Here is a 25,455-nt window from a genome sequence, read left to right on the forward strand (position 1 = left end):
TAAGAATGATTTTTTACCCTACTAAAGTTAGCAGCGCCAGCATTCCAATTCCCAAAAGGATGGATAGAAATTGATAGATCGAGGCTGAAACTTTGGTTTCGTGCTGAAGCTCGGGCATCAGATCGGATCCGGCGATATAGATAAATCCTCCGGCGGTTATTGGAAGAAGATACAAGGCGAAGTTTTCGATGCGGGAAGATATTAGTAGAGTGATCACGCCGCCGAAAAGAGCGAATAGCGCCGATAGGAAATTCAAGAACAAAGCTTTCCTGGCAGGCATGCCGCTATGAAGAAGCACGCCGAATTCGCCGATTTCCTGGGGTATTTCATGTAAAACTATGGCGATGGTGGTTGAGATGCCCAAGGGAATGCTGACTATATAGCTCGCGCCGATAAGCATCCCGTCAACAAGATTGTGGACGGCGTCTCCGATCAGGTTCATTGTCGCCAGAGGATGCGTGTGATGATCGGATGTGGGAATATGGCAGTGGCGCCACCGGACGAATTTTTCCAGAGCGAAAAAAATAAAAATTCCGGACAAGATTAGCATAGAGGTCGCGAGGCTGGAACCGAGTTTTTCAAAAGATTCCGGGATCAGATGGATAAAAGCGTCTCCGAAAAGCGCTCCTACCGCAAAGCTGACCAGGAAGATAAGGAATTTTTTTAATTTTTTCTCATTGAAAGAAAGGAAAAAAACTCCAATAAGCGAAATAGAGCTCACTAGGAGCAAGCTAGCGATTGTATAGAGCCACACTGCCGCATATTGCATAAAATTACATTCTAAAAGTAAAGTAAATTAAAATTTTGCGTTAAATCTTTTTTCAACCGCCAGCCAGTCGATCGCCTTAAAAAACGCTTCAATATAATCCGCGCGCTTTATGCCATAGTCCGCGAGATACGCGTGCTCGAATACGTCCATGACCAGAAGAGGAACAGCACCGGCGAGATGCCCGGCATCATGCTCGTTTATCCAGACGTTAAATAATTCTCCAGAAAGTTCGTCATAAAAAAGAATTGTCCAGCCAATCCCGCGCATCATGCCAACTCCGGCAAAATTCTTTTCCCATTGTTCAAGACTGCCGTATATTTTTTCCATTTTCGCCCGCAATTTTCCGCCGGGGAGCTCATTACTTTCATTGGATAGGTTCTCGAAATAAAGCTCGTGTAAGCGCATACCATTCCATTCCCATCCAAAGCGCCTTTGAAGCTCTGAATATTCGGGAGTTCCCGCTTCTTTAGTATCTAGAAGATCAAGAAGCTTATTCGTATTTGCCACGTAGCCCTGATAAAGCGTAAAATGCGCTTTAAGCAAATTTTCGCTTAAACCTTTGACGCCAAGCAGGCTGGAGAAATCTTTTGCTTCATAAGCCATATTTTTTATTTAGCTTTTAAAATATTGGTTTCTGTTTATAGAATAGCACAAAACTCAAGGTTTTCCAAGCTTTAAATTTGTACTTTTAAAACTTGACAAATTTATTAAATTGAACAATAATAAGACACAAGCTTTAAGATAACTGATAGCAGACTTAAGGCTTTTTTACCCACTTTTTTGCTTTTGAAGCATAATAAGTGGACAAAACTGCTCTTTTACAATATTGTTGTATAGTGGGGAATAAATTGGCCACTTTTTGCGGTTAATTTATTCTCTGCTATGCTTAATAATTATGCAGAGGATAGGATGGATCAAAAATGAACAAAAAGAACAGAAAAGTAAAAGAAATGCAAAGAAAGATACCGTCAATGATGGCAATCTTTATTTTGCTGGCAGCCGTGATGGCAGGCATTCCAGGCGCAATTGCGGCACCAATCCCGACAATCGAATTCACTTATGTTCCGCCAGTTGGGAGTTATGATAATTTGCAAGGGAAAGTGACAAATGTTACCCCGGCGGATTATAAAGTCGCGGTCTACATCTATGTATACGGATGGTGGACAAAACCATATTTTGCATCGCCAATAACATCTATTGGCAGTGATGGAACGTGGTCTTGCGATATAACAACCGGTGGTTCCGATCAAACTGCGACGAGAGTTAAGGCATATTTGATTCCGAATGGATATAATCCACCCGGCATGAGTGGAGGAGGAGTATTTCCTGCCGAATTAAGCGCAAATGCAGTTGCCGTTGTCGAGTATGACAGAACTGTTACACCCACGCCAACACCCACGCCAACACCCACGCCCGCGGCAAAAATAGAAATAACATATATGCCGCCATTTGGTAGCATTGGTAACTTAGGTAACTTACAAGGAAAAGTTTCCAATGTAAATCCGGCGGATTATAAAGTTGCTGTTTACATTTATGTAAGCGGATGGTGGACAAAACCCAGTTTTAGTTCGCCACTGACATCGATTCAAAATAATGGTGTTTGGGAAACCTTTATAACAACCGGTGGTTCCGATCAGTATGCGACGAGAGTTAAGGCATATTTGATTCCGAATGGATATACTCCTCCAACAATGAGCGGGCAGCAAATATTTTCAGATGAACTGGAAGCAAAAGCAGTTGCCAAAATTGAAGCTCCTAAGAGACAGGAGAGGATAATAAACTTTTCCGGACGTGATTGGATAGTGAAATACAGCGCTATTCCAGAGGGTCCGGGATTGAATTATTTCTCTGACGGCACTGACAGTGTTCGAGTTGACGAACAAGGCCAGTTGCACTTGAAAATAATCAAAGTAGGAAACACCTGGTATAGTTCCGAAGTGATATCGAAAGATTCTCTCGGATATGGCGAGTACATTTTCTATCTTGCCAGCAGGGCCGACCAGATTGACAAGAATGTCGTGTTAGGAATGTTTACTTGGGATACTTTTGCTCCATCGTTTAATCATCGTGAGATAGATATCGAAATCTCAAGGTGGGGACAGGATGCCAATGATAATTCCCAATTTGTGGTACAACCTTGGAATAGAGCTAGCAATATGCACAGGTTCAATGCGGACTTTGCCGGAAATTATTCGGTGCACTCCTTTAATTGGAGCGATTCGAAGATCAGCTTCAAGAGTTTAAGAGGACTAAATGTTTCTTCTCAAAATTCTTCCGATCTGATCAACTCCTGGGATTATATGGGCAGCGATATTCCGCCTCCGGGTGGAGAAAATGCGCGCATAAACTTATGGCTGTTTGATCCGTCCAATGTTTTGGGCAAGCCACCGTCTGACGGCAAAGAAGTCGAGGTGATCATCAGAAAATTTAAGTTTGTTCCCCAAGGATCCGAGATCGTCTTAACCCCGAGGATATTTGTCGCTAAAAGCGCCAGTTCGGCAACTCTTCCTGTTGGAGGAGGAAATGCCAGCTACTCTTATAAAGTAGTGAATACGGGAGATTTGACCCTGTCAAATATAACGCTTATTGACGATAAGTGCGCGCCGGTTGTTTATGCCGATGGCGACGTAAATTCCAATTCACAGCTTGAAACTACGGAAACGTGGAATTATGCTTGCGAAAAAAGAATAAACGAAACAACGACAAATATAGTGACGGCCACAGGAAACCATAGCGGATCTTCGGTATCAGATAGCGATACAGCCACAGTGACAGTTGCAGTCCCGACACCCACGCCGTATAAAGGAGGAGGCAGCGATTCTTCTACTGGCAGTAGCGGAGGCGGTGGAAGCGGAGTTACGTCTTGCGAAAAATTTGCAAATATAAAAAAGAGCTTCAATAACGAAGTGTTTGTTTCTGTCAAGTCAAATCCTGCTGTCTATAAGTTTAAGGATTTGGAAATAGTGAAAGAAGCAGGGTTTACACCGACCTATTCCGAAGGGTTAGTAACTGCCAAAAGCGAGGATCTCCGAGGAAGGTCAGCATGTGTCTCGGTCGACGCTCCCAGTAGCACAAAAGTTGTTTATTTCAACCTTTGGGTTGGTACAAGCAATTATAGTAGTTCAAGCAAGATCAAAGACGGTTTTATCTTGTTTGGAATGCCGAAAGATCTGTCTGATAGCGATATCGGGAACATCAAGCTGATGTTTTTCAAAAATGGTATATGGAAAGACATAAATTACGAAAAAGTTGAAGAAGGAATTTATAAAGCATATGTACCAGGATTCGGAAATTTCGTTTTGGCGGAGATATTCGAATTGAAGATCGTTCCTGTAACTCCGGAAGAGATAGAAAAAATTAAATCAATGCAGAATGCCAACGTTCCTAAAGAAACAACGAAGCCTTTGCCTGTTGAACCAGTCAATACTCCCCAGCAAACGCCAGGGTTTTTCTTGGCAGGTGCAATTCTGGCAATAGCTTTCGCCTGTATCTTTGGAAGAAAGAAAAATAATTAAAAACTATAAAATATATTAAGGCGGTAAAGGACAAAACTCTTTTAACCGTCTTTTTTTAAAATAAATAAGATTAACACTGTTTTCCGCGGAAAAAGATTAATTTCATTTCCGTTTTTTTATTGGGTGACGTAGATTGACATTACGGTGCGTTTCTGCTACTCTTAGCTTAAATTTGCACCTTAGACAAAAAAGGCGCGAGGAGGAAAATATGAGAAAAAGTATTGGAAATATTATGATAATTATGCTTATTATAGGCATAGTTATAATGAGTGGATGTGTTGGAAAAGATACAAGTGAACTAAAATACGGCGTTAAGAATACCACTTTGGTAACCGTTGATTCTTTGCCTTCCGGCGCAAGCGTTTGGCTTGAAAACACTGGAAAAGTCGAAGACGCTCAACGTCTCGGGGTTACGCCCTTAAATGTGGAATTGCCTAAAGATAAGGAATACACGGTTTGGCTGCAATTATCCTTGCCAGAATATCGCTTGATGACCCGTAATATTCCGGAAATTCAGCGACGTTTAGATACTTTCGAGCGCGACGAAAAATATAATTTAGTTTTTCCCGGCGATAGCTTTTTCGAAATATATTCAAACAAGCACCAAACATTTACAACAACCACGTATCCACCAAGGCTAGTCGTTGTAAGGATACCGCATAAATTATCCACTCTGTGGATGTTAGGCGATAAGATCAGGGTAGCGGGTATTTTTGTACCAGCTGGCATGAATTCTGACATTCTTCTGCCTTTGGCGGGAAAGGAAAGAATATATGAATATTCAGAAGAAGGTTATAGGAATGCAATGAAAAGCTACAACACTCCGCCGGATCTGGTCGAAAGATCATTTCCCTTATTGACTCGCGCCGGAGTGACATTGGTAATTTTTCCCATTGAAGCGGTTGGCAATGAGCCACCCCAAGAGATGGTACTGCGCATTACCGCGTCATCTCCCGATAATCCCGATGGTCTCGCAGAATGGGAAGTTAGGACACGCGCAAGAACAAGCTAAGTGTTAAAAAAAAGAAATTTAGCGGCTAATCGAATAAAAAAGTAGATAGCCGTTTTTTTATTGATTTTATACTCAAATACATATATAATTCGTATAATACTTCCGAAGCCTCGATAGTGCGAGGCGAAGGAGTATATACTGGATTTGGGGTAAGATTAGAGTAATAAGCCTAAACAATCAAGCGGGCGGGGAAATTGGTTGACAAGAGGTTGACAAGAGAATTAATACAAGTTAGTATATGTATCTGACAAGATATATACTAAGTGTTATTATGGTATATATTTAATAATGAAAGTAAACTATCTTTATGAATGTCGAAATATGTAAAAAAATAAGGCAAAAAGAGGGCTTTACGGCCTATATTCCAGCCGCTTTTCCTCCAAAAGGCATATTTAATTTGCCTCAAAAACTTCTTATTAAGTGTGCCGAAGCGGATCGTTTAATTGGTAAGTTGGATGGTATAACGCATACGTTGCCCGATATTGAATTCTTTTTAAAAATGTATGTTGCTAAAGATGCGACTTCTTCGGCACAAATCGAAGGAACAAAAGCTACAATGATTGACGCGATAGAAATGGATGCCAAAATTGACGTAAAACAAAGCGATGCTCAGGATATTTTGTTTTATATTACGGCTGTTAACTATGGAATAAAAAGAATCAAAGAATTTTCCTTGTCTTTGCGGTTTATCCGCGAATTGCATTCTAAACTGATGACTGGAGCGCGTTCGACTCATTTTTCCGACCCGGGTGAATTTCGTCATTCGCAAAATTGGATAGGGGGGACTACGCCGGCCAATGCTTCTTTTGTGCCGCCGTCTATAAATGAAATGAGTATCGCATTGAATGATTTTGAAAAATTCTTGCATGATAAGGAATCAACACTTCCGCTTATACAGATTGCTTTAGTCCACGCGCAATTTGAAACTATTCATCCATTTTTGGACGGTAATGGTAGAACCGGCAGACTTTTAATTACACTTTTGATGTATCAACGCGAATTGTTGGAGCGACCAGTGCTGTTTTTATCATCTTATTTTAAAAAACACCAAAAAATTTACTACTCCAAATTAAACGGATATCACAATGGTGAAGTTGACGAATGGTTAAACTTTTTTCTCGATGGAGTTATAGAAATAGCAACTGAATCCATTGACGTATCAAAAAAAATTAGGCAATTGCGCGATGATGATATGACAAAAATTCAAAGTTTGGCAAGGCGAGAATCGGAAAGCGGGGTAAGGGTTTTATCCAATCTTTTCGCGAATCCCATTATTAACACAAGAATTATAATGGGATGGACGGGATTTACTCGTGCAGGAGCTCAAAAATTGATCGATCGTTTTGTTGAACTGGATATATTGGAAACTATGGATAAAAAAGGCGTGTATGATCGGAAATATACATATAGAAAATATTTAGATTCATTTATTATGTAATTTTATGAACGAATTGGAAACAAGAGCGGAATATATTGATCCGAAGCCCAAATCAAGCGGGCGGGGGAATTGGGGGTAAAAAACAGGAGGATAATTATAAAAATAGCGTAGTTTTTATTAGTTTATAAATGTGGATAACTTAATGTGGACTTTCTACTTTTGTTCTAGTATAATATTAGTATAAATTAGAAAATAAATTTTTAGTAATATTATGCTCACGAAAAAACAAAAAAATGTTCTTGATTATATTCAGGAATATTTTCAAAAAAATGGTTTTAGCCCTTCGTATAATGAAATAAGAAAACGGTTTAAGCTTTCTTCCGTTTCCACGGTGAATCATTATATAAAAATTCTTCAAAAAAAGGGATATATTAAACAAGAGAAAAATACCGCTCGCGCCGTAGAAGTTAATTCACATGAAAGTTTAGTTAGTATTCCGTTAAAGGGATACATCGCCGCCGGCCAGCCTATTGAAGCGGTTGAAGAATATGAAACAATAGCTGTGCCTAAAAATTTACTTTCTTCGTCTGGCAAGCATTTCGCTTTAAGTGTTAAAGGGGATAGCATGATTGACGAGGGTATTTTTGATGGCGACACTGTGATTATTAGAAAACAAAATACAGTTGAGAATGGAGAAACAGCAGTTGCATTGATAAATGGCAATGAGGTTACTCTCAAAAAAATTTATAAAGAAAAAAACAGAGTTAGATTGCAACCTGCTAACCCTAAGCTAAATCCCTTTTTTGTAAAGAACGTACTTATTCAGGGTAAGGTGATTAGTACTATTAGAACTATTGAGGAACGGGTGAAAAAGGAAAAAAAAGAGGAACCTGTTTATTACGAAAAACCAGGGTTTAAGCTTTATCAAGCAAATTGTTTGAATATTCTCGTTGCGCTTCCTGAAAATTCAGTTGATATGGTTTTCGCTGATCCGCCTTATCTTCTTTCTAACGGTGGTTTCACTGTTCACGCCGGGCGGCGCGTTAGTGTAAATAAAGGCGAATGGGATAAAAGTAATGGACTGAAGAAAGATTTTGAATTTCACCTCGAATGGATACAAGCTGTCAGACGTGTATTAAAGCCGCAAGGCACGCTTTGGATTAGTGGAACTTATCACTCGATTTATCAATGCGGATTTGCGCTTCAAGTCGCGGGATTCCATGTTCTTAATGATATTGCGTGGTTTAAACCGAATGCATCGCCGAATCTTAGTTGCCGTTTTTTTACTGCTAGTCACGAAACACTTATTTGGGCTAGAAAAGATAAAAAAGCAAAGCATATTTTTAATTATGATTTAATGAAAAATGGTACTTGGCCGGAAGATGCGCTAAAGAAGCCGGGACTTCAAATGCGTTCAGTTTGGTCCATGGGAACGCCTAAACCAATCGAAAAGAAGTTTGGTAAGCATCCAACGCAAAAACCCGAAGATTTATTAAAAAGAATTGTGCTAGCAAGCACAAACAAAGGCGATCTTATTCTCGATCCTTTTACTGGAAGTTCAACAACGGGGATTGCGGCATATTTGTTCGGCAGAAAATTTATTGGTATAGATCTTGATAAAAAGTTTTTAGATGTATCAATAAAACGATTCGAGGAGTTAGATAAAAATTTGAAAAATAAAAAGCCAAAATGAAAAATACACATTCTATAAAAATACCAGGTTATGTATCAGGATGGACTTATAAATACTTTCATCAGTCTGCCTATGAACCTCCTTGGAATTTTCCAAATAAAAAAGTTATTACATTTTTATTCCAATTTAAAAGAAAGGAAAAAATAAAACTTTTTAGAGGAATAAATAAGTACAATAAAGATACATCGTATATTGTGAGTTGGACATATGATAAAGAAATTGCATTAAACTACATAGAGGATGGTGGTAAAATTATTGAAAAGAATTTTTATTCAAATGATATTTTATTAGATACTACTGTACTGAATAACGAACAAAAGATATTGTTGGGTTATGATTATAAAATTGACGATAAAGAAGTTTTAATAATAGAAAATAATAATTAAATTAAAAATATGGCAAACGGTAGATCTTGGAAAAAAATATTTGATGATTATAAAATTCTAGATCATGATTTTAATGAATCGCCATTTTCACTTTCAGCAATGCAAATTAAAAAAGCTTGCCAAAGATTTAAGGAAACTAGTGAAAAAGAGATTCGTATTTTATGCAAGCAAGATAGTAGAGAAGACAGACCAGACATTTTTCAGAAACATAATCTTTTTTTGCTTCCCGTAAAAAATGGTTACTATAATATTATTAGGGGTGAGGGATATATTGATATTCCGGATATTAAAAAAGAAGTATCGATTTATCCTTCAAAACTCGACTTTATACCTGACACAACAAAGGTTGGTAATTCAGAAATGCAGCACCTTGATTATGCTTACGCCGCTAGTTTAATACGAACATTTACAAACGATCCGTCGCTGGTATTAACTATAAGGGGTAGAAAATATACTCCAGATTTTGATTTTTTTGTCGGAAAACAACAGATTAAAGTATCAAGCGTGCAAACAGAAGTTGACGCTGGTTATGAGGGAAAAAATCAAGTCGTGTTGATTGAGGCAAAAAATTTTAGTGCGATAAATGTTATTATTCGCCAACTTTATTATCCGTTTAGGCAATGGCAGGAAAAAACAAAGAAAAAAGTTATTACACTTTTCTTCGATAAAAATCACAACGAAGATGTTTATTCTATATGGCAGTTTGAGTTTGAAGATCCAAAAAATTACAATAGTATCAGGTTAGTAAAATCTGGTAAGTTTAGAATTAAGGATAAATAAAGCTTAGAGTAGACTATTGCGGAAAAAGGTTTTAGTAAGATTAAAAAAAGAAGATTGGAAGATCATGTTTTTTAAAATTGTTAAAATTAATTAAATAATTTATGGCAACATTACAGGATTTTTCACTTTTAAACACCTACATTGAGAAGTATAAAAAAGATTATAAATTACAAAATCTAGCTACGGCCTTTCCTTTATTTGCCTTGGATGCAATTTTAAGCTTGCAAGAAGATGAAATGAAAGATTCTATAACCGATGGTGGAAATGATGGTGGAATTGATGCAGTCTATATAGATGAACATTTATCTCCTGCAAAAATTTATTTCTTTCAGTTTAAATATAAAACAAAGTATGGAGGTATTAACTGTAATTTTCCAGCAGTCGAGATAGATAAAATTTTCAATACAATTAAAGATATTTTACATAAAGAAAAAAATTTAGAGAAATACGTTAACCCTATATTATATCAAAAAATTAAGCACATATGGAATATATTTGAAAATGAAAATCCCAAATTCGTGATTTGCTTGTGTTCAAACTTAGAGAATAATTTAATAAAAGCACAACAAGATCGTTTTGAACAACAAATTAATTCTTATCAAAATTTCCAAATAGAATATTATAATATAAATAATTTTGTTGCCCTAATTCTTAATAAAGGGAAAAAGCAGATAGATGGAAAAATAAAAGCAATAGATACAAATTATTTTTCTAGGATTGATGGAACCGTAAGAGCGTTAATAGCAAATGTTGATGCTGATGAATTATTAAGTTTGGTTAAGGACGAAACAAGTGGTAAAATAAAGGAGGATATTTTAAACGATAATGTAAGAATTTATTTACAGGCAAGGACTAGAATAAATAGAAGTATAAAAGATACCGCTTTAGATAAAGCAAATAATTATAAATTCTTTTATTTTAATAATGGTATTACTCTGACCTGCGATAGTTTTACATATACGCCTTCCCAGAGAGCACCTTTGATAGAACTAACAAATATTCAAATAGTTAATGGAGGACAGACAATTCATTCTTTGTATGATGCATACAAAGAGGATAAAGAAGCAATGAAAAGCATTACTCTTTTATTAAGAATTTATGAAACAAAAAATTTAGAACTATCACAACAAATAGCAGAGTACACAAATAGTCAAAATCCAGTTAAGAGTAGAGATATAAGATCGAACGATTATATGCAGAAAAAATTAGAAAGCGAACTTTTGCAAAAAGGTTATTTTTATGAAAGAAAGAAAAATTATTATAAAGATAAATCCAAAAATAAACGTTTGGATTCTGAAAAAATAGGACAGGTTTTAATGGCATTTTATAGTGAAATGCCAGCAGAAGCCAAAAATAAAAAACAATTAATATTTAGCGATAAATACGAAGAAGTGTTTACTGATGATTTAACTGCAGAAAAGATTCTCTTACCTTTTCTGCTTTTTGATAAAATCGAAGGCGAGAAAAATAAAAAAAGGGTTAAAATATCCAAAATGAAAAGTGAACAAAAAATAGAAAAAGAGTCTTATGTTTTATATGGCTCTTATTATATTCTATATTTTTTGAAAAAAATATCAGAAAAAAATGGATTATCCATTGATTACAAAAATAGAAATAAAATTTTTAACAATTATTTTATTGTTGTTAAAAAAATTAAAGAATTCATCGAGGAAGAAAAAAAAGAAAATGCGAAATATTTTCATGGCGATTTCTTTAAGGGTAATAAGCTTAAAGAAATGATCGAAAATTATATTTCTAATTATTAAAAGGCAAAGGCGTCAAGTACTTTATTTAATATCAAGTAGAAACAGCACACGAAATCTTGTTGTGAAAATTTAATAATAATTAATTTTTATTATAGACATGCAATTTCTTAAAAAGCAGGCTGAAAAATTTGACAAAAAGGCGGAAAAAATATTGATACTTATTGTTCTCGTTTCTTTTTTAGTTGGTTATTTTATTGGAAAAAATAATTCTTTAGATAGTTTGTATGGTTTCTTTATAGCTGGAATTTTCTTGGGAATAGTATCTATGCTTTTAGTTTTACAAAGAGATAAATTTGTAAAAAAATCTAGGGATTATAGTAAAGGTTTTCAGGGAGAAAAATATTTTAAGGAATTTTTAGATCAGAACAAGAGTTTTTGTGGTTTTGAATACATTGATGATATAAAATTAGAGTATGGCAATGCCGATTTTTTAATTGTGAACGATAATGGAGTTTTTTGTATTGAAGTAAAAAATACTACAGGGAAAATAACTTATGATGTTAAAAAAGATAGTTTGCTTTGTAACTTTAAACTTTTTGACAAGGATTATTTAAAGCAGGTTAAACGAAATTCTGTATTTATTCGTAATATTATCAAGGAAAAAATTAATGAATTTCAATATGTTCATCCGGTTTTAGTATTCTCAGGTCTTGGATCTAATTTGGAAACAGGTGAAAAAATAGGAGATGTTTATGTCTTGAGACCAGAAGAATTATTGATATTATTAAAGCAAAACATAAATCAAAAACTGAATAAAGAATTACAAGGTAAAATTATAAAATTGATGCGGGAATATAAAGAGTCGAAAAGATAATTATCACACGCATCTTTAGTTCGCGTGAATGGTGGAAAATATATAATAAAAATTAGGATCAATTTTAATTTATCGTTAAAAAATTCATATGGCGCGGATATTTAGTTTTGCTTTGGGAAATATTTGGCGATGGCACTCCTTCGCTTACCTCCTACGCTCCTCTTTCGCCAAAGGCTTCAGAAGGACGCAGTAAAGCTACGGAAGGTCAAGAAAGCTTCGGAAGCGCACAGCGAAAATTTATCCCTCACCAAATAATTAATTCAAGATTTTTTTAATTATTTAAACTGAGTTAATATTTTTATCCATCGACTGACTTATATTGCTATAGCATAATTTTTCAGTTGGTATCTTTCCATCGCGGCCGGGTTTTTTTAAAAAATCATTATTATTACTACTGATTTTTCTTGCTATAGCATAAAAATTCAGTTATAATATAAAAAAGATGTCGTAAGGAAAAGACATAGCGATACGGTGGTATAATTTTCACAAAAACAGAATTAAGCAAAGAATTAAATAAAATGAAAGAAAAAGCTATAAAAGCTTCCAAGATAATTTTAAAAGGCATATTATTAGGCGGCGCGGTTGCGATAGCTGCCACTTCGCCGAATTTTGTTCAAAAAATATTGCCCAAGATACTGAAACGGGCTTCCTTTGAGTGGAAAAAATACAAGAATAAGAAAAAGTTTTTAAATTCTTTTAACTATCTTAAAAGTTCCGGCCTGATCAATATGGAATACAAAGGTAATCAGTTATATGTGTCTCTGACCGAGGAAGGAAAAAAGAAGGTTAAAAAATACTGGATTGACGATCTCAAGATAACAAAACCGGAAAAATGGGATGGCAAGTGGAGAATTATGATCTTTGACGTAAAAGATAAGCAAAAAATAAAAAGAGAAGCGCTGAGAGGCAAGATAAAGGAGCTTGGATTGTATCAGCTTCAAAAAAGCGTTTGGGTTTGTCCGTATAATTTTGAGAAAGAAGCGGGGATTTTAAGAGATTTTTTTGGGTTTAATTTTGAAGAAATGAAATTAATTATAGCTTCGGAAATAGAAGGGGATGGAGCAATCCGTCAACATTTCAAGCTTTAATAACCATAACTGAATTTTCTTGCCATAGCATAAATTTTCAGTTAGCGCATTGTATTTTTATATAAGTCAAGATAATTCAAGCGTTTGCTTGTTTGCCGACAGACACAAAATTCGGCGGTGATTTTTTGCCAAAAGTTTCTAATTTAACTTATCGTTAAAAAATTCATATGGCGCGGATATTTAGTTTTGCTTTGGGAAATATTTGGCGGTGGAAATTTAGCAATGATTAATTTTAAAAAACATGGAGACAAATGAAAGTGAAAAATTTTTTACAAACGAAGAATACCATAAGAATAATTATTTGGAGATGACTAGAAAAACAGAAGAACAAATGGCCGTAATTGAAGAAAAATACAAAAAGGGAAATGTTTTTATATGGGAAGGTTTTTTCAATGAAATAAAAGATATGGAACAAGCGGAAGTAAGTGCGTATATCAAAGAAGAACTTCAATATATGGAGCCAATAGATCGTTTAACCGTTAAAAGTTGCGTTGGAGTTCTTATGGCGAACGAAGCGGAAAAAAAGAAATATGGATTTACATATTAAAATATAAACGAGCGGTCGGTGTCTGCTTATTTAAATAGATAAATTATGAAAAAAACACAATCAATCATGTGGGGAATAATTTTGCTTTCTTTTGTCGTGGGAATCGCGCTTTATCAGGCGATGCCGGAAAAAATGGCTACGCACTGGAACGCGGCCGGCGAAGTCAATGGCTATATGCCGAAAATTTTTGGTTTATTTTTCGTGCCTTATCTTTTGCTTTTTTTGCTCGGACTTTTTCTTTTGATCCCAAAAATAGATCCTTTGAAATCCAATATTGAGAAATTCCGGAAATATTACGACGGGTTTGTTGTTTTTTTGCTGGTATTTTTGTTTTATGTTCACGCCTTAACTCTCGCATGGAATTTGGGAATTAGATTTAATATGACTACGGCGCTTTTGCCGGCTATGGGCTTGCTGTTTTATTATCTTGGAGTTATGATGGAGAAGGCCAAGAGGAACTGGTTTATCGGCATCAGGACGCCCTGGACGCTGTCGAGCGACAGGGTATGGGATAAAACGCATAAGCTCGGAGCGAAACTTTATAAAGCGGCGGGAGTAGTGGCATTGTTTGCGATTTTATTTGGAAAATACGCGATATTCTTATTGATCATTCCGATAATTTTTTCCAGTGTTTACTTGTTTCTGTATTCGTATTGGGAATACAGGAAAGAAGCGGGAAATCATTTCGTTAAATAATTTTAATTTTTTAAATAATTAAAAATATGAAAGGATTTAGAGCGAATATCGAAAAAGCCACCTTGGAAAACAATAATTTTCGCAAGGTGCTATATACCGGAAAGCACAGCCAGTTGGTGCTGATGTCTTTGAAACCGCAGGAAGAAATCGGCATGGAAGCGCATCCGGACAACGATCAGTTCTTTCGTTTTGAAAAAGGACAAGGCAAGGTGATCATTGATGGAAACGAATATGATGTTCGCGACGGCACGGTGATCGTGGTGCCGGCCGGAGCAAATCATAATGTGATCAATATTTCCGGCGTGGAAGATCTGAAGCTTTATACTATTTATTCGCCGGCGCACCACAAAGATGGAATTGTCCGCGCGACCAAAGCGGAAGCCGATGGTCCGGAATTTGACGGAAAAACGACTGAATAAAAAAAAACGAATGGATCACGAGCGCCGGCGTCGCGCCGGCGCTTTTAATTTTCCCGAATTTGTGCTATTATAGTAAAATGTTTTAATATTAACTATTTTCAAATATTTAACCCGTTAGAAATATGCAATTTATTTTTAGCGCGATTTAATATTTTAATAAAGCAATTAACATGGGAATTTCTAATGGGTTGCCAAGCATACAAGAAGCATTTAATCGCATCAGCCAGATAAAAAAAGAGCAGAAGAATGCCAAGGGCGCCTACAGAGACGCTTTGGAAAATTCGGATAATCACCGAAAAATTTCAGAGGAAATGAAATCTTTGAGGGAGAAAAAGAAACAAGCCGAAACGATTATCAAGAAAGAACTTGGCGATATGTATCAAAAGATCGAGGATTTGGATCTTGAGCTTAAAGGCCAAAAAGAAATGATCGGCGACATCGCAATTTCGTCTTTGATGAAAGGGGATACAGTGGAAGTGAAGGATGAATATGGCAATTTTTACGAACCGGTTTGGTCGGTGAAATTCAAGAAAAACGAAAGCAAGCATCCGGTAAGCGAGATTTAAACTTTTAAACAGCGAAAACAAAAAACAACCGTAAATTTCGGTTGTTTTTTTATTGTGTAAAAATTACTCTTCAAATATTTCAAAATCAATCTTTACGCCACGACTGTCTTTGAGGTCAGCCCAAACTAATGTAATTTTAATATTTGGATATTTTTTCAAGATCGCGTTGCGTGATTCTTCCATATCCTCGATTTGTTTTTCTTTTTCTTCGGCGGGAGAGTTGAAATGGTAGCTTTGGGCGTAAGCGCCGCAATCGCTATGATGGCAAATTATAACTTTTTCCGCCTGGTGAAGTTCGGTGGAAACCGCGACATTACTAAGAAGATTATTTTTTAATTCTTCGCTACCGTCAGCCAGTACTTTGCTTGCTCCGGCCAAAGAAATTACATCATGTCCGCCTTCAAAAAGGCCGGATTTGTCAACCCATTCATCTATCGCGTTATTTAAGCGGAAATCCATGCAGCGGATCAATAAGTTTTTACAAGTGTGAGACATTTGAGTAAATTAAAGTTAAATATAAATAAGTATAGTAAATTTTTGGAAAAATGTCAAAAAAAATAAGAAGAATGTTTTTTCTAGTTTATTTTACTTTATGAAACTCGAATTTTTTCTTCTTATTATTTGGACCATTACTTTGCCCATACAACACTGTATTTATAGTGTCAGGGCTGGTTTCGTTTATTCTTTTTGTTACCCCTTTCGCATCCTCGACTTGTTTTCTATACATTTTTTTGGGAGACACATGACCCAGAAGCTTTTCATATATTAAACACCATTCGTGCTGCCATTCAATTGCTTCAACGATTGTCATTTCTTCAAAGAATATTAATAATCTATTTAGCATAAATTCTGCTACTTCCGGAGGTGCATTAATTAAGTCACAGTGCGCTCCTGGCCAGTAGATTACAACAGTTGGCCTTTTTGTTGTAAAAAAAGTATCTACTATTGATATGGTGTTTATCCCTTTCAGGCGGTCATCGGCGCATCCAAAAACAATATTTGCTTCCTTTTTCTTAATTTTAATCCTCTCCTTTAATTTTATTGTTCTTTTTAGCTCAATTTATTCGCTTCCAACCCCTCCGTTTTTCATTAGAAGAAAATAAAAAAGCTGTTTTAAAGGAACAACGAAATTATTATACCGCTATTTTTAAAAATGTCAAGGGTGGCAGGTCGCTATTTTTTAAAGTCTTGATTTGGCAGGGAATATAAGATATGATATAAAAATAGAATGAATCAATGCCCTCTTAGCTTAGTGGTAAAGCAATGGTATCGTAAACCATGGACGTCAGTTCGATTCTGACAGAGGGCTCGGTTTAATTATAAAGGGCAATGCTTTTACCCCTCGGGGTATAAACTCCAAGCAGAGGTCGCGAGTTCGACTCTCGCCTTCGCCTCTGGTAAAATTAATTTTTAATTGTTAACTGTAAAACCAAAACTATGGAAAAACCAAGCGTGAGAATCCTTTATCTTTACGCATTCGCTTTAGTTGGATTAGTGCTAGTGACCTTTGGAGCGGTGCGGCTCTTGGATCTAGGCCTTAAAATGTACGTTTTTAAAAAAGCGGATCAACCGCAAGACTATAGAAATATGCCGCCCTATCCGCCGATCACGATCAATCAAAAAACAGACGAAGTGAAATATTCGGAAACGATAACTCCGGAGCAGAAAATTGCCCTCAATAATTGGATTACTGAATTTAAATATTGGAACGAAAACCAAAAAAATATTGACTATCTCGCGAGCAGCCGCCAGAGCACCGCGTCAAATTCATTCGCGATGATCTTGATCGGTTTGCCGCTTTATCTTTATCATTGGAGGATCGTGAGAAAAGAGGCGAGAGAGAATAACGCGATTTCTTAAAAAATAAATTTTAAAACAGCGTATTTTCTTAATTTGTTTTTTTGTGGTATAATCATAAAGAGGAAGCATCCATATGGAAGAAATTTTATCTCAGATCAAGGCATTTCAAAAAAGACTTGGCGATTTGGCGATTATTCTTAATCTTCCTAAACTAAAAGCGGAGATCGTCGGATTAGGGCTGGATACGGAGGATCAGGGTTTTTGGCAAGACCAGGCGAAAGCGAAAGAAACATTGAAAAAAATCGAATTTTCGAAAAAAGAAGTAAGCGGTTTTGAAAATTTAAAAACCGAGCTCGAGGAACTTGAGGAATTAATCGCTTTGGTCAAAGAAACGCCGGATAAAGATCTGGAAAAAGATATTAAAAAACGTTTCGCGAGCGTTCAAAAAGAATTTCAGGCTTTTGAATTTAAGACATTGTTCAAGGAAAAATATGATTCATCCTCGGCGATCATGGCGATCCATGCCGGAGCCGGAGGATCAGACGCGCAGGATTGGGCCGAAATGCTTCTTCGAATGTATTTGCGGTTTTTTGAAAAAATGGGATTTTCAGCGAAAGTTATTGACGAGAGCAGGGGAAAAGAGGCGGGGGTCAAAAGCGCGGTAATTGATGTTAGTGGGCCTTACGCTTATGGATATTTGCGTTCGGAAGCCGGAGTGCATCGCTTGGTCAGGATTTCTCCTTTTAACGCGGATGCGATGCGGCACACATCGTTTGCCCTGGTTGAGGTTTTGCCGGAGATCGGAGAGATCGCGGAAATAAAGATCGACCCCAAAGATCTCAAAATAGATACTTTTAAATCTTCCGGTCCGGGCGGACAGTATGTGAACAAGACCGAATCGGCAATCCGGCTTACGCATATTCCTTCTGGTCTGGTGGTGGCGTCGCAGAGTGAAAGAAGCCAGGCGCAAAACAGGGAAGTGGCGATGAAGATCTTGCGTGCCAAACTGCATCAAAAATATCTGGAAGCTCGTCAGGCGGAAAAGAAAAAAATTCGCGGAGAGTTCAAGTCCGCCGAGTGGGGAAATCAGATCCGAAGCTACGTCTTGCATCCTTATAAAATGGTCAAAGATCATCGCACGGGGCACGAAACATCCGATACGATAAAAGTATTAGACGGAGATATAATTGATTTTATCGAAGCGTATTTGCGTTATAGCAGTAAAAAATAAGTCCGATCAGTAATAAACATATATGATTATTTTTCAGGCGGTTACGAAAAATTACATGAATGATGTCATGTCTCTCGAAGACATCAACCTGACGATTGATCGCGGGGAGTTTGTTTCAATTGTCGGTCAATCGGGAGCGGGAAAAACTACGCTTCTCAAATTGATGATTATGGAAGAGAAGCCGACAAAGGGAGAAATATTTTTCGACAAGCTGATGCTAAGCAAGATCAAGAGATCGTCCTTACCGACATTGAGGCGCAATATCGGGATGGTTTTCCAGGATTTTAAATTAATAAACACAAAAACTGTGTTTGAAAACGTGGCTTTTGTGCTGGAGGTTCTCGGCAAAACGGAAATAGAAATAAATAAAAGCGTTTCAACCGCTCTCGATATTGTCGGCATAAAAGAAAAAGACAGCTGTTTTCCTCATCAATTGTCAGGCGGCGAGCAGCAAAGGGTGGCGATCGCGCGCGCGATCGTGCATCATCCGATCATTTTGATCGCGGACGAACCGACGGGAAATCTCGACGTCTTGAACGGATGGGAGATCGTCAAGCTTCTGGTCAAGATCAATGAGCTGGGAACGACGGTTATTCTCGCCACTCATAATCGGGAGATAGTGAACTCTCTGAATAAGCGGGTAGTCACTCTGGATAAAGGAAGAATTGTGCAAGACCAGGCGACGAATGGAAAATATATAATATAGTAAACAATGTTCAATTTACAATTCTCAATTTTCAATGAATGTTCAATGACCAAATTTTCAATTTAGAAATTAGATAACTTAAAATTAGAAATTAAAAAATTAAACTCTATGTTTTTTACAAAATTAAAAAGAGTTTTTAAAACCGCTATCGTTAATTTTTGGCGCAATGGCTCGATAAATATTGCCACGACCGGCATTATGACCGTCACTCTTTTGTCGATCAGTATTTTGGTTATTCTGTCATTTTTAGGGAACAGTTTGGTTGAAAATTTCAAGACCAAGATCGATATCAGCGTTTATTTTATTTCCGAAGCTCCGGAGGCGGATATTTTAAAAGTTAAAGACGAGGTAGCCGCTTTGCCGGAAGTAAGGGAGGTTTTTTATACATCAAAAGACGAAGCCTGGAATAATTTCAAGGCGCAGTATTCGGATAATTCGGTTATCAGCCAAGGCATCGGAGAACTGGACGAAAATCCGCTTTTTGCCAGCTTAAGCGTTAAGGCAAAAAATATCGATCAATATGGAAAAATCAATGAATTTCTTACCGATCCGCGTTTCAAAGACACGATCAAGAAAGTCAGCTTTGACGAGAATGAAATACAAATTAATAAGTTATCGTTGATTACCAAGACTGCCCAGAAAGACGGAGCAATAATTATTTTGGTTTTTGTGATTATCTCGCTTTTCGTGGTTTTTAACGCGATCAGGCTTACGATGTATAATTATAAGCAGGAGGTAAAAATCATGAATTTAGTGGGAGCGGGGAAGTGGTATATTCAGCTGCCTTTTATAATTGAAGGGGCTCTTTATGGCGTAATAGGAAGTTTTCTCTCCATATTGATTCTTGCGGGTATGATCTTTTTGACAAAAGAAGTGAAAAATATTGAAGGTTTTCTGTATGGCGGTTCATTGGCCGGTTTTTTCCAGGGTTCTTTGACTGAATATTTTAAACATAATTTCTTGCTTATTTTCGGGATACAGCTGGTAGTGGGTGTGGCGATCGGGGTTTTGAGCAGTTTGATCGCCTTGCGGAAGTATATGAAAATATAAAATTAGAAAAAAATAAAACTCGCCCAATAAGCGAGTTTTTGTATTTTTAAAAATGTATTTTATGCGCTTGCTTTTTTCTTTCTTAAATATGCAAAGTAAACGATAAAAATTACGAGATAATTTAACGCTAAAAACCACGGCGTGCCCCACGACAGGCCGTTAATTTTAAAATCAGAGATCGGCCAAAGAAATGGGGTTGAATAGAATGCTGAAGAATGAGTGGGAATATCAATTAAAATATGGAGTATCCAGCCGCCCATTTCAATCGGTAAAATTTGTGAAACGGAGGTGGCGGGAATTTTTCGTTTAAAATAAAGTATTGCCGTCCAAACTATAGCGACGGCAAGAAGAATAACAAAGCTATGGCTGAAAGAATAAAGCGTTGAGACAAGCAATAAGATAGAATTGAAGTTTTGTTGAGGCGGCTCGATTTTTTCCGGACCCGGCAGATCCGAAATTGAAATTTTCCCGAACATTAATTCAATTATAAGCCAGGCGATAGGAATAGCAAAAGCGAAAAGATCGGGAAATACTCCCCAGAATACCGCCAATTTAAGATTCAGCGGTTTTTTAAGTTTTTCTTTTAGGGTTTTAAATACTGCCCAAGTCCAAAATATATGCGAGAAAAAATTCATAAGATTCAAAAAAGATTATAGAATCAATATACCATTTTAAGGAAATCTTAACAAGAAATTTATTGCGGCACAGGCCTTGATTTTTTTGCGATTTTTGGGTAGAATAACTAAGTTAAACCCTAATTAGTATTAATTTTATTTATATTCGTCTACTGGTAGGAAAGTTTCTTGCTTTGTTCATCGGAAAATGATAGAATTATCTTATGACCATGCAAACAAGAAAAAACCCTTGGAATAAGGGTTTTACAAAAGAGAACAATCTGTCAGTTTTGAAGATTTCCAAGACGATGAAGGCAAAGAAAATAGATAATTTTGCCGATTGGAGAAAAAAGAACGTAGAGAAAGGTTTATTAAAAAGCGAATATCCTGATTTTGAAAAAAACGAAGATTTGGCAGAGCTTATAGGGGTTGTTTTAGGTGACGGGCACATACAATCATTTCCAAGGACTGAGCGACTAACCATATCGTCACATTCAAAAAACAAGGGGTTTATTAATAGATATGCTCGCCTTATCGAAAAAGTAATCAAAAAAAAACCTTATTGCGAGAAAATCAAAAACGCAAATTGTGTACGAATAAGTATTTACGAGAAATTTATTAGCAAAAGACTAAAAATACCGGTAGGAAATCGTAAAGATTTAGTTGCTAAAATTCCTGAATGGATAAGTGCCGATAGAAAGGTTTTAATAGGATATTTACGAGGGCTATATGAAGCGGAAGGTTCTTTTTGCGTCCATAAGCCGACTTGTACTTATAAATTTTTGTTTAGTAATTGGAATAAAACTTTATTGGATAATGTTTATGGCGCGTTAAAAATTTTAGGTTTTCATCCCCACAGAAGCACACATCAGATCCAAGTTTCAAAAAAGGAAGAAGTTTATAAAATTAAAGAATTGATAAAATTCAGGCAGTATTAAATATTGGGAGATCTGCTAAAGGTAGGCAAGTGGGCTCTGAACCCATTAATCTAGGTTCGATTCCTAGTCTCCCAGCATTATTTTTAAAAATTATTTATGTTTGTAAATGCTATAAAAATTGCAAGTAAGGCAATGTTTCCAATATTTCGCGTAGAGCAAGTTACATCTTCGCAAATGATAGTTAATGTGGCGGGTACCGGTTTTTTTATAAGTTCTAATGGTAATTTTATTTCTGTTGCACATGTTTTTGATAATACTACCAATAATCCGAAATATTTTTATTTTGGAAAGCTACCAACAGATTTACAAAGTCCACCTATAGAAATTGAGGAAATTATTAGAGATGATTCAAATGATATTTATATTGGCAGAGTTAAGAAAAAAACGGATACTTTTTTTCGATTATCATCAAAATTAGTTGATATTGGAAGAACTATTTGTATTGGGGGGTATCCTTTAGCTCAAATTACTAACAATAGTCAGGGTGGATTAGAACTTATGGGGGTTAGAAGATACTTTCAGCCATCTTTTATTTTAGATTATATAAAAGCTAATTCAGATAATGGTGCAGGAAAAATTCGTCTTCATGATGGTTTTATTGTAAGAGATATTGGACTGTTTGGAATGAGCGGTGGTCCGGTATTTGATACAACTGGAACTTTAGTAGGTATTCAGGGATCTGTCATGCCTCCACGTCAAAGTACTGGAGCGAATGGACGAACTATTTCTGTTGAAAATGCGGTAGTTATAAGAAGTAATTTAGTCTTGGATTTTATTAAACATAGAGGAATTAGGATAAATTAATTTTTCTAAAATAAACTCATGAAATTAAATGAAGAACAAAAGAATGTAGTAATAACAAAATTATCAAATTTTTTCCGCACCTCTTGCATTATTTGTAATGGTAGCGAGTGGTTATTAAATGATACCATTTATGAGTTAAGAGAATTTATGGGTGGTAGTTTCATTCTTGGCGAAAAAGTGAGCATTTTTCCTGTTTTAGCTGTTTCGTGTAAGTCGTGTGGCCATACGCACTACTTTAATGCTATTTTAATTGGAGTAGTAAAAAAATAAGAAAATGGAAAAAACTAAATCTCCTATAACAATTTCGGAAGAAACACAAATTGATCGACCAGTTAGCCGGAAATTTTTTTCAATGGATTATAGAGATTGGTTTCGCTTAAAAAAAATGATAAGTAGAATTTCTGACGGACAGAATTGGTGGAACAGTCAAAATTGGTGGAGTAATTTTGCGTGGTTTACATCTGCGACAAGCATTTCGTCTCTTTACGCTTATATATCTACTCCCGAAATAGATGTTAATAAAAAATACTTTTTCTATTTTTGTACCATTTTCTCGTTTATAACGACAATTATTTTATTTTTTGTTGGGCGTAAATTTTCACAGTCTAATTTTGCTTCTAAAAAAGAAATATTGGAAGAAATGAATGAAATAGAACAGGGCGAAAAAGTTACAAAAGATGATAAAGAAATTGTTGTTGAACCGGAAAAACTCTCCGATGTTAAAGAAAAAGTTAAAAAACCGATTTCCCTGATTGTTATGAAAGCGGACAAAGAGGATATGCCTTCCGGAATTTCTAAAAACAAAAATTTTGGCGATGGTGCGGTGAATATTAATATTTCCGAAATTATTTTAGGATGGAACAGTATTTTGAAAGGAGTTAAAAATTACGACCATTCGGTTAGTGCTTTTTTGAAATTATCTACAGCGAAGGAGATTAAGAAAAATTTACTCGTAATCGCCACGCCTTATAAATTTCACGCGGAAAAATTAAGCGAGCCGGCGAATCGTCTGATAATCGAAAAAGTGATTGCTGAAGTTTTTCCGAAAATCTTGGGAATGAAAATACAAGTTATTCAGGATGAAAATATAAAAATAACATCTAAAAGGGTTGAGGAATAGAAATTAGTATTGTGTTATATGGTGATTGCGTTAAGAAAAGGTGTGTTATTCTCGTCAAATAAGTTCCCCGTCTACGCCGAGGCTTCGGTGGACAGGCAACATCGTCCCACAAGGCCAGCAAAAATATATATGTCAAACAAAATTTGTAGAATTTTAAATGATAATTAATTTATGAAATCACCTATTCAAGCCAAGATAAGAGAAAAAGACCTAAAAGCATATAATCTAGCAAAAAAATTTCTGTTGCGTTTGAAAATAAGCGGAGTTACGGAATCTTTAATACAAAAATATCTTAATGCTAGTGCGAGTAAGGCGAGATTTAAAAAAATTGAAGATATTTACGGGAATCTATTATTTTCAGCTCAAAATGCTAATATGAAAGCCGGAGTAATAGGTAGGTCAATGGAAGGGGGTATAGATAATTTAGGCAAAGTGCTTTTCAATTTTAATCCGGAGTTAGTATTAAAAAAATACCAAAATGATTGGAATTATTTATTGGATGATATAAAAAAGAAAGTAAAGCCCAATGGTAAGATAAGACGAAGCTCAAGGAGCATTTGGCCTCAATATTGTAGAACAATATTATCTGCCGCTGATTTTATTACTCAATTTGCTACTGCTGATGAATTTTACAAGTGGGTGGACTCTTTTGATAGCGATTATCGCAAGAGGCCGGCCTTGCCGATGATTTTGAGTTATGAAATAGAAGGTTTTGGTTTTGCTTTGGGTTGCGATTTTCTAAAGGATCTTGGTTATATAAATTTCGGCAAACCGGATGTTCATATAAGGGATATATTTGAAGCTTTAAAATTGTGTTCTAAAAACGCAGATGATTATTTATTATTTAAAACAATTGTAAGAATTGCCCAAAATGTAGGAAAATCTCCTTATGAAGTAGACAAATTATTTTGGCTGATTGGAAGTGGATATTTTTATGACGATCCGCATATTGGAAACGAGGGCAGAACTGGCAGGCATAAAGCCCCATTTATCAGGTATGCTAAAAAATATTTGTAATTAAGGGGGCGATGTTTTTGAAAGCATATTTTTTAACTAAATAGGTTCCAGCATCGCCCCATAAGACCAATATTATTTAGAAATTTTAAAATAAATAAAACAATAAATTTATGCCATATTTAGCGGAATTTATAACCGTTGTAGTAGTCCATCTTTTGGCAGTGATGAGTCCCGGCCCTGATTTTGCCATGATCAGCCGGAATAGTTTGGTGTATTCAAGAAAAACCGGAACATACTCGGCAGTCGGATTGGCTTTGGGTATCTTGGTTCATGTGACGTATTCTTTGGTTGGAATCGGTTTTATTATTTCCAAATCAATCGTTTTATTTTCGATTATAAAATTTCTCGGCGCGGGTTATTTGATATTTATCGGTTATAAATCTTTAAAAGCAAAACCGCATAAATTAAGCGCGGATCAATTATCGGAAAAAAATAATATGGACAAATTCGCCGCGATCAAAATGGGATTTTTAACCAATGCCTTGAATCCCAAAGCGACTTTGTTTTTCTTGAGTTTATTTACTCAGGTCATCAGCAAAGAAACGCCTTTATTGATCCAAGTATTTTACGGCCTGGAAATGGTCACGATGACTTTTATTTGGTTTTCAATAGTGGCGTCCGTTTTATCTCATAGCTTGGTGCAAGAAAAATTTGCCTCAGTGCATCATAGGATCGAAAAATTTTTCGGCGTGATATTGATCGCATTGGGGATCAAAGTCGCCCTATCGAATTCACGATAAATACTA

28 protein-coding genes, 2 tRNA genes and 1 pseudogene are annotated in these 25,455 nt (G+C 36.0%); 26 read left to right on the top strand and 5 right to left on the bottom strand.

The annotated features are described in order from the left end of the window. Positions 1-13 precede the first annotated feature (13 nt). Together Q8N37_04345 and Q8N37_04350 are read right to left on the bottom strand one after the other, a co-directional pair. Complete coding sequence (locus Q8N37_04345) at positions 14-769, bottom strand: ZIP family metal transporter (GenBank protein ID MDP3057714.1); 756 nt, start codon at positions 767-769, stop codon at positions 14-16. 27 nt (positions 770-796) lie between these two features. Further along, a complete protein-coding gene (locus Q8N37_04350) occupies positions 797-1,372 on the bottom strand; it encodes a Fe-Mn family superoxide dismutase (GenBank protein MDP3057715.1) in 576 nt (191 codons plus the stop codon). Between the two features lie 317 nt (positions 1,373-1,689). On the opposite strand from Q8N37_04350, the gene Q8N37_04355 reads away from it, so the two are divergent. The 14 genes and pseudogenes from Q8N37_04355 to Q8N37_04420 all read left to right on the top strand — a co-directional run bounded on the left by Q8N37_04355 (position 1,690) and on the right by Q8N37_04420 (position 15,429). After that, positions 1,690-4,284 carry a PGF-pre-PGF domain-containing protein gene (locus tag Q8N37_04355; GenBank protein ID MDP3057716.1) on the top strand — a complete coding sequence of 865 codons (2,595 nt, stop codon included), beginning with the start codon at positions 1,690-1,692 and terminating at the stop codon, positions 4,282-4,284. A 208-nt stretch (positions 4,285-4,492) separates the two neighbouring features. Next, complete coding sequence (locus Q8N37_04360; protein ID MDP3057717.1) at positions 4,493-5,296, top strand: hypothetical protein; 804 nt, start codon at positions 4,493-4,495, stop codon at positions 5,294-5,296. A gap of 307 nt (positions 5,297-5,603) precedes the next feature. Beyond that, a complete protein-coding gene (locus Q8N37_04365; protein MDP3057718.1) occupies positions 5,604-6,734 on the top strand; it encodes a Fic family protein in 1,131 nt (376 codons plus the stop codon). A gap of 211 nt (positions 6,735-6,945) precedes the next feature. Next, positions 6,946-7,518, top strand: a pseudogene (lexA, locus tag Q8N37_04370) (transcriptional repressor LexA). Positions 7,519-7,650: 132 nt separating this feature from the next. Then, positions 7,651-8,367 carry a site-specific DNA-methyltransferase gene (locus tag Q8N37_04375; protein ID MDP3057719.1) on the top strand — a complete coding sequence of 239 codons (717 nt, stop codon included), beginning with the start codon at positions 7,651-7,653 and terminating at the stop codon, positions 8,365-8,367. Then, positions 8,364-8,753, top strand: coding sequence for a hypothetical protein (locus tag Q8N37_04380; protein MDP3057720.1), 390 nt, complete (start codon positions 8,364-8,366; stop codon positions 8,751-8,753). Before Q8N37_04375 ends, Q8N37_04380 begins: the two co-directional genes overlap by 4 nt. A 9-nt stretch (positions 8,754-8,762) precedes the next feature. Then, positions 8,763-9,533, top strand: coding sequence for a hypothetical protein (locus Q8N37_04385; GenBank protein MDP3057721.1), 771 nt, complete (start codon positions 8,763-8,765; stop codon positions 9,531-9,533). 101 nt (positions 9,534-9,634) lie between these two features. Continuing rightward, the gene (locus tag Q8N37_04390) at positions 9,635-11,299 is read left to right on the top strand and encodes an AIPR family protein (protein ID MDP3057722.1); all 1,665 of its coding nucleotides are present in this window, start codon (positions 9,635-9,637) and stop codon (positions 11,297-11,299) included. 97 nt (positions 11,300-11,396) lie between these two features. Continuing rightward, positions 11,397-12,113 (top strand): nuclease-related domain-containing protein, encoded by a 717-nt coding sequence (locus Q8N37_04395; GenBank protein MDP3057723.1) that lies wholly within the window; start codon positions 11,397-11,399, stop codon positions 12,111-12,113. A 518-nt stretch (positions 12,114-12,631) separates the two neighbouring features. Further along, a complete protein-coding gene (locus Q8N37_04400) occupies positions 12,632-13,201 on the top strand; it encodes a hypothetical protein (GenBank protein MDP3057724.1) in 570 nt (189 codons plus the stop codon). Between the two features lie 241 nt (positions 13,202-13,442). After that, positions 13,443-13,748 carry a hypothetical protein gene (locus Q8N37_04405; GenBank protein MDP3057725.1) on the top strand — a complete coding sequence of 102 codons (306 nt, stop codon included), beginning with the start codon at positions 13,443-13,445 and terminating at the stop codon, positions 13,746-13,748. A 45-nt stretch (positions 13,749-13,793) separates the two neighbouring features. Continuing rightward, a complete protein-coding gene (locus Q8N37_04410; GenBank protein ID MDP3057726.1) occupies positions 13,794-14,444 on the top strand; it encodes a DUF1648 domain-containing protein in 651 nt (216 codons plus the stop codon). Between the two features lie 26 nt (positions 14,445-14,470). Beyond that, entirely contained in the window at positions 14,471-14,863 is a 393-nt protein-coding gene (locus tag Q8N37_04415; GenBank protein MDP3057727.1) for a cupin domain-containing protein, read from the top strand. Between the two features lie 170 nt (positions 14,864-15,033). Beyond that, positions 15,034-15,429 (top strand): hypothetical protein, encoded by a 396-nt coding sequence (locus Q8N37_04420; GenBank protein MDP3057728.1) that lies wholly within the window; start codon positions 15,034-15,036, stop codon positions 15,427-15,429. 63 nt (positions 15,430-15,492) lie between these two features. Here the strand turns inward: Q8N37_04420 and Q8N37_04425 are convergent, their stop codons facing one another. Then, on the bottom strand, positions 15,493-15,924 hold the full coding sequence (locus Q8N37_04425) for a hypothetical protein (protein ID MDP3057729.1): 432 nt from the start codon (positions 15,922-15,924) through the stop codon (positions 15,493-15,495). Positions 15,925-16,009: 85 nt separating this feature from the next. Next, complete coding sequence (locus Q8N37_04430; GenBank protein ID MDP3057730.1) at positions 16,010-16,273, bottom strand: hypothetical protein; 264 nt, start codon at positions 16,271-16,273, stop codon at positions 16,010-16,012. Positions 16,274-16,667: 394 nt separating this feature from the next. Here Q8N37_04430 and Q8N37_04435 point away from each other — a divergent pair. The 5 genes from Q8N37_04435 to Q8N37_04455 all read left to right on the top strand — a co-directional run bounded on the left by Q8N37_04435 (position 16,668) and on the right by Q8N37_04455 (position 20,216). Continuing rightward, positions 16,668-16,738 (top strand) — tRNA-Thr (locus tag Q8N37_04435). 128 nt (positions 16,739-16,866) lie between these two features. Next, the gene (locus Q8N37_04440; protein ID MDP3057731.1) at positions 16,867-17,289 is read left to right on the top strand and encodes a hypothetical protein; all 423 of its coding nucleotides are present in this window, start codon (positions 16,867-16,869) and stop codon (positions 17,287-17,289) included. Positions 17,290-17,362: 73 nt separating this feature from the next. After that, a complete protein-coding gene (gene prfB / locus Q8N37_04445; protein ID MDP3057732.1) occupies positions 17,363-18,460 on the top strand; it encodes a peptide chain release factor 2 in 1,098 nt (365 codons plus the stop codon). A 22-nt stretch (positions 18,461-18,482) separates the two neighbouring features. Beyond that, the gene (gene ftsE, locus Q8N37_04450) at positions 18,483-19,166 is read left to right on the top strand and encodes a cell division ATP-binding protein FtsE (protein MDP3057733.1); all 684 of its coding nucleotides are present in this window, start codon (positions 18,483-18,485) and stop codon (positions 19,164-19,166) included. Between the two features lie 108 nt (positions 19,167-19,274). Further along, positions 19,275-20,216, top strand: coding sequence for a permease-like cell division protein FtsX (locus Q8N37_04455; protein ID MDP3057734.1), 942 nt, complete (start codon positions 19,275-19,277; stop codon positions 20,214-20,216). Positions 20,217-20,275: 59 nt separating this feature from the next. Here the strand turns inward: Q8N37_04455 and Q8N37_04460 are convergent, their stop codons facing one another. Further along, entirely contained in the window at positions 20,276-20,851 is a 576-nt protein-coding gene (locus Q8N37_04460) for a metal-dependent hydrolase (GenBank protein MDP3057735.1), read from the bottom strand. 203 nt (positions 20,852-21,054) lie between these two features. On the opposite strand from Q8N37_04460, the gene Q8N37_04465 reads away from it, so the two are divergent. From Q8N37_04465 to Q8N37_04495, 7 genes are all read left to right on the top strand, one after another. Next, on the top strand, positions 21,055-21,768 hold the full coding sequence (locus tag Q8N37_04465) for a hypothetical protein (protein MDP3057736.1): 714 nt from the start codon (positions 21,055-21,057) through the stop codon (positions 21,766-21,768). 4 nt (positions 21,769-21,772) lie between these two features. Then, positions 21,773-21,843 (top strand) — tRNA-Gln (locus Q8N37_04470). Positions 21,844-21,864: 21 nt separating this feature from the next. Next, a complete protein-coding gene (locus tag Q8N37_04475; protein MDP3057737.1) occupies positions 21,865-22,572 on the top strand; it encodes a serine protease in 708 nt (235 codons plus the stop codon). 18 nt (positions 22,573-22,590) lie between these two features. Further along, positions 22,591-22,842: a hypothetical protein gene (locus Q8N37_04480; GenBank protein ID MDP3057738.1), complete on the top strand. Its 252-nt coding sequence runs from the start codon at positions 22,591-22,593 to the stop codon at positions 22,840-22,842. A 4-nt stretch (positions 22,843-22,846) separates the two neighbouring features. Beyond that, entirely contained in the window at positions 22,847-23,692 is an 846-nt protein-coding gene (locus Q8N37_04485; GenBank protein MDP3057739.1) for a hypothetical protein, read from the top strand. Between the two features lie 171 nt (positions 23,693-23,863). After that, on the top strand, positions 23,864-24,709 hold the full coding sequence (locus Q8N37_04490; protein MDP3057740.1) for a hypothetical protein: 846 nt from the start codon (positions 23,864-23,866) through the stop codon (positions 24,707-24,709). Between the two features lie 110 nt (positions 24,710-24,819). Beyond that, complete coding sequence (locus Q8N37_04495; GenBank protein MDP3057741.1) at positions 24,820-25,449, top strand: LysE family transporter; 630 nt, start codon at positions 24,820-24,822, stop codon at positions 25,447-25,449. Positions 25,450-25,455 lie beyond the last annotated feature (6 nt).

It is taken from the genome of bacterium, from assembly GCA_030693205.1.
Taxonomy (GTDB): domain Bacteria; phylum Patescibacteriota; class Minisyncoccia; order JAHIHE01; family JAHIHE01; genus JAHILZ01.

What these genes read in the sequence shown, in the direction of transcription:
- Q8N37_04455 (MDP3057734.1), top strand. Translation starts at nt 19,275, where the DNA reads ATGTTTTTTACAAAATTAAAAAGAGTTTTTAAAACCGCTATCGTTAAT.
- Q8N37_04420 (MDP3057728.1), top strand. Translation starts at nt 15,034, where the DNA reads ATGGGAATTTCTAATGGGTTGCCAAGCATACAAGAAGCATTTAATCGC.
- Q8N37_04480 (MDP3057738.1), top strand. Translation starts at nt 22,591, where the DNA reads ATGAAATTAAATGAAGAACAAAAGAATGTAGTAATAACAAAATTATCA.
- Q8N37_04345 (MDP3057714.1), bottom strand. Translation starts at nt 769, where the DNA reads ATGCAATATGCGGCAGTGTGGCTCTATACAATCGCTAGCTTGCTCCTA.
- Q8N37_04495 (MDP3057741.1), top strand. Translation starts at nt 24,820, where the DNA reads ATGCCATATTTAGCGGAATTTATAACCGTTGTAGTAGTCCATCTTTTG.
- Q8N37_04380 (MDP3057720.1), top strand. Translation starts at nt 8,364, where the DNA reads ATGAAAAATACACATTCTATAAAAATACCAGGTTATGTATCAGGATGG.
- Q8N37_04475 (MDP3057737.1), top strand. Translation starts at nt 21,865, where the DNA reads ATGTTTGTAAATGCTATAAAAATTGCAAGTAAGGCAATGTTTCCAATA.
- Q8N37_04415 (MDP3057727.1), top strand. Translation starts at nt 14,471, where the DNA reads ATGAAAGGATTTAGAGCGAATATCGAAAAAGCCACCTTGGAAAACAAT.
- Q8N37_04485 (MDP3057739.1), top strand. Translation starts at nt 22,847, where the DNA reads ATGGAAAAAACTAAATCTCCTATAACAATTTCGGAAGAAACACAAATT.
- Q8N37_04405 (MDP3057725.1), top strand. Translation starts at nt 13,443, where the DNA reads ATGGAGACAAATGAAAGTGAAAAATTTTTTACAAACGAAGAATACCAT.
- Q8N37_04395 (MDP3057723.1), top strand. Translation starts at nt 11,397, where the DNA reads ATGCAATTTCTTAAAAAGCAGGCTGAAAAATTTGACAAAAAGGCGGAA.
- Q8N37_04355 (MDP3057716.1), top strand. Translation starts at nt 1,690, where the DNA reads ATGAACAAAAAGAACAGAAAAGTAAAAGAAATGCAAAGAAAGATACCG.
- Q8N37_04410 (MDP3057726.1), top strand. Translation starts at nt 13,794, where the DNA reads ATGAAAAAAACACAATCAATCATGTGGGGAATAATTTTGCTTTCTTTT.
- ftsE (MDP3057733.1), top strand. Translation starts at nt 18,483, where the DNA reads ATGATTATTTTTCAGGCGGTTACGAAAAATTACATGAATGATGTCATG.
- Q8N37_04440 (MDP3057731.1), top strand. Translation starts at nt 16,867, where the DNA reads ATGGAAAAACCAAGCGTGAGAATCCTTTATCTTTACGCATTCGCTTTA.
- Q8N37_04375 (MDP3057719.1), top strand. Translation starts at nt 7,651, where the DNA reads ATGGTTTTCGCTGATCCGCCTTATCTTCTTTCTAACGGTGGTTTCACT.
- Q8N37_04425 (MDP3057729.1), bottom strand. Translation starts at nt 15,924, where the DNA reads ATGTCTCACACTTGTAAAAACTTATTGATCCGCTGCATGGATTTCCGC.
- Q8N37_04465 (MDP3057736.1), top strand. Translation starts at nt 21,055, where the DNA reads ATGACCATGCAAACAAGAAAAAACCCTTGGAATAAGGGTTTTACAAAA.
- Q8N37_04430 (MDP3057730.1), bottom strand. Translation starts at nt 16,273, where the DNA reads ATGCTAAATAGATTATTAATATTCTTTGAAGAAATGACAATCGTTGAA.
- Q8N37_04385 (MDP3057721.1), top strand. Translation starts at nt 8,763, where the DNA reads ATGGCAAACGGTAGATCTTGGAAAAAAATATTTGATGATTATAAAATT.
- Q8N37_04400 (MDP3057724.1), top strand. Translation starts at nt 12,632, where the DNA reads ATGAAAGAAAAAGCTATAAAAGCTTCCAAGATAATTTTAAAAGGCATA.
- Q8N37_04460 (MDP3057735.1), bottom strand. Translation starts at nt 20,851, where the DNA reads ATGAATTTTTTCTCGCATATATTTTGGACTTGGGCAGTATTTAAAACC.
- Q8N37_04365 (MDP3057718.1), top strand. Translation starts at nt 5,604, where the DNA reads ATGAATGTCGAAATATGTAAAAAAATAAGGCAAAAAGAGGGCTTTACG.
- Q8N37_04360 (MDP3057717.1), top strand. Translation starts at nt 4,493, where the DNA reads ATGAGAAAAAGTATTGGAAATATTATGATAATTATGCTTATTATAGGC.
- prfB (MDP3057732.1), top strand. Translation starts at nt 17,363, where the DNA reads ATGGAAGAAATTTTATCTCAGATCAAGGCATTTCAAAAAAGACTTGGC.
- Q8N37_04350 (MDP3057715.1), bottom strand. Translation starts at nt 1,372, where the DNA reads ATGGCTTATGAAGCAAAAGATTTCTCCAGCCTGCTTGGCGTCAAAGGT.
- Q8N37_04390 (MDP3057722.1), top strand. Translation starts at nt 9,635, where the DNA reads ATGGCAACATTACAGGATTTTTCACTTTTAAACACCTACATTGAGAAG.
- Q8N37_04490 (MDP3057740.1), top strand. Translation starts at nt 23,864, where the DNA reads ATGAAATCACCTATTCAAGCCAAGATAAGAGAAAAAGACCTAAAAGCA.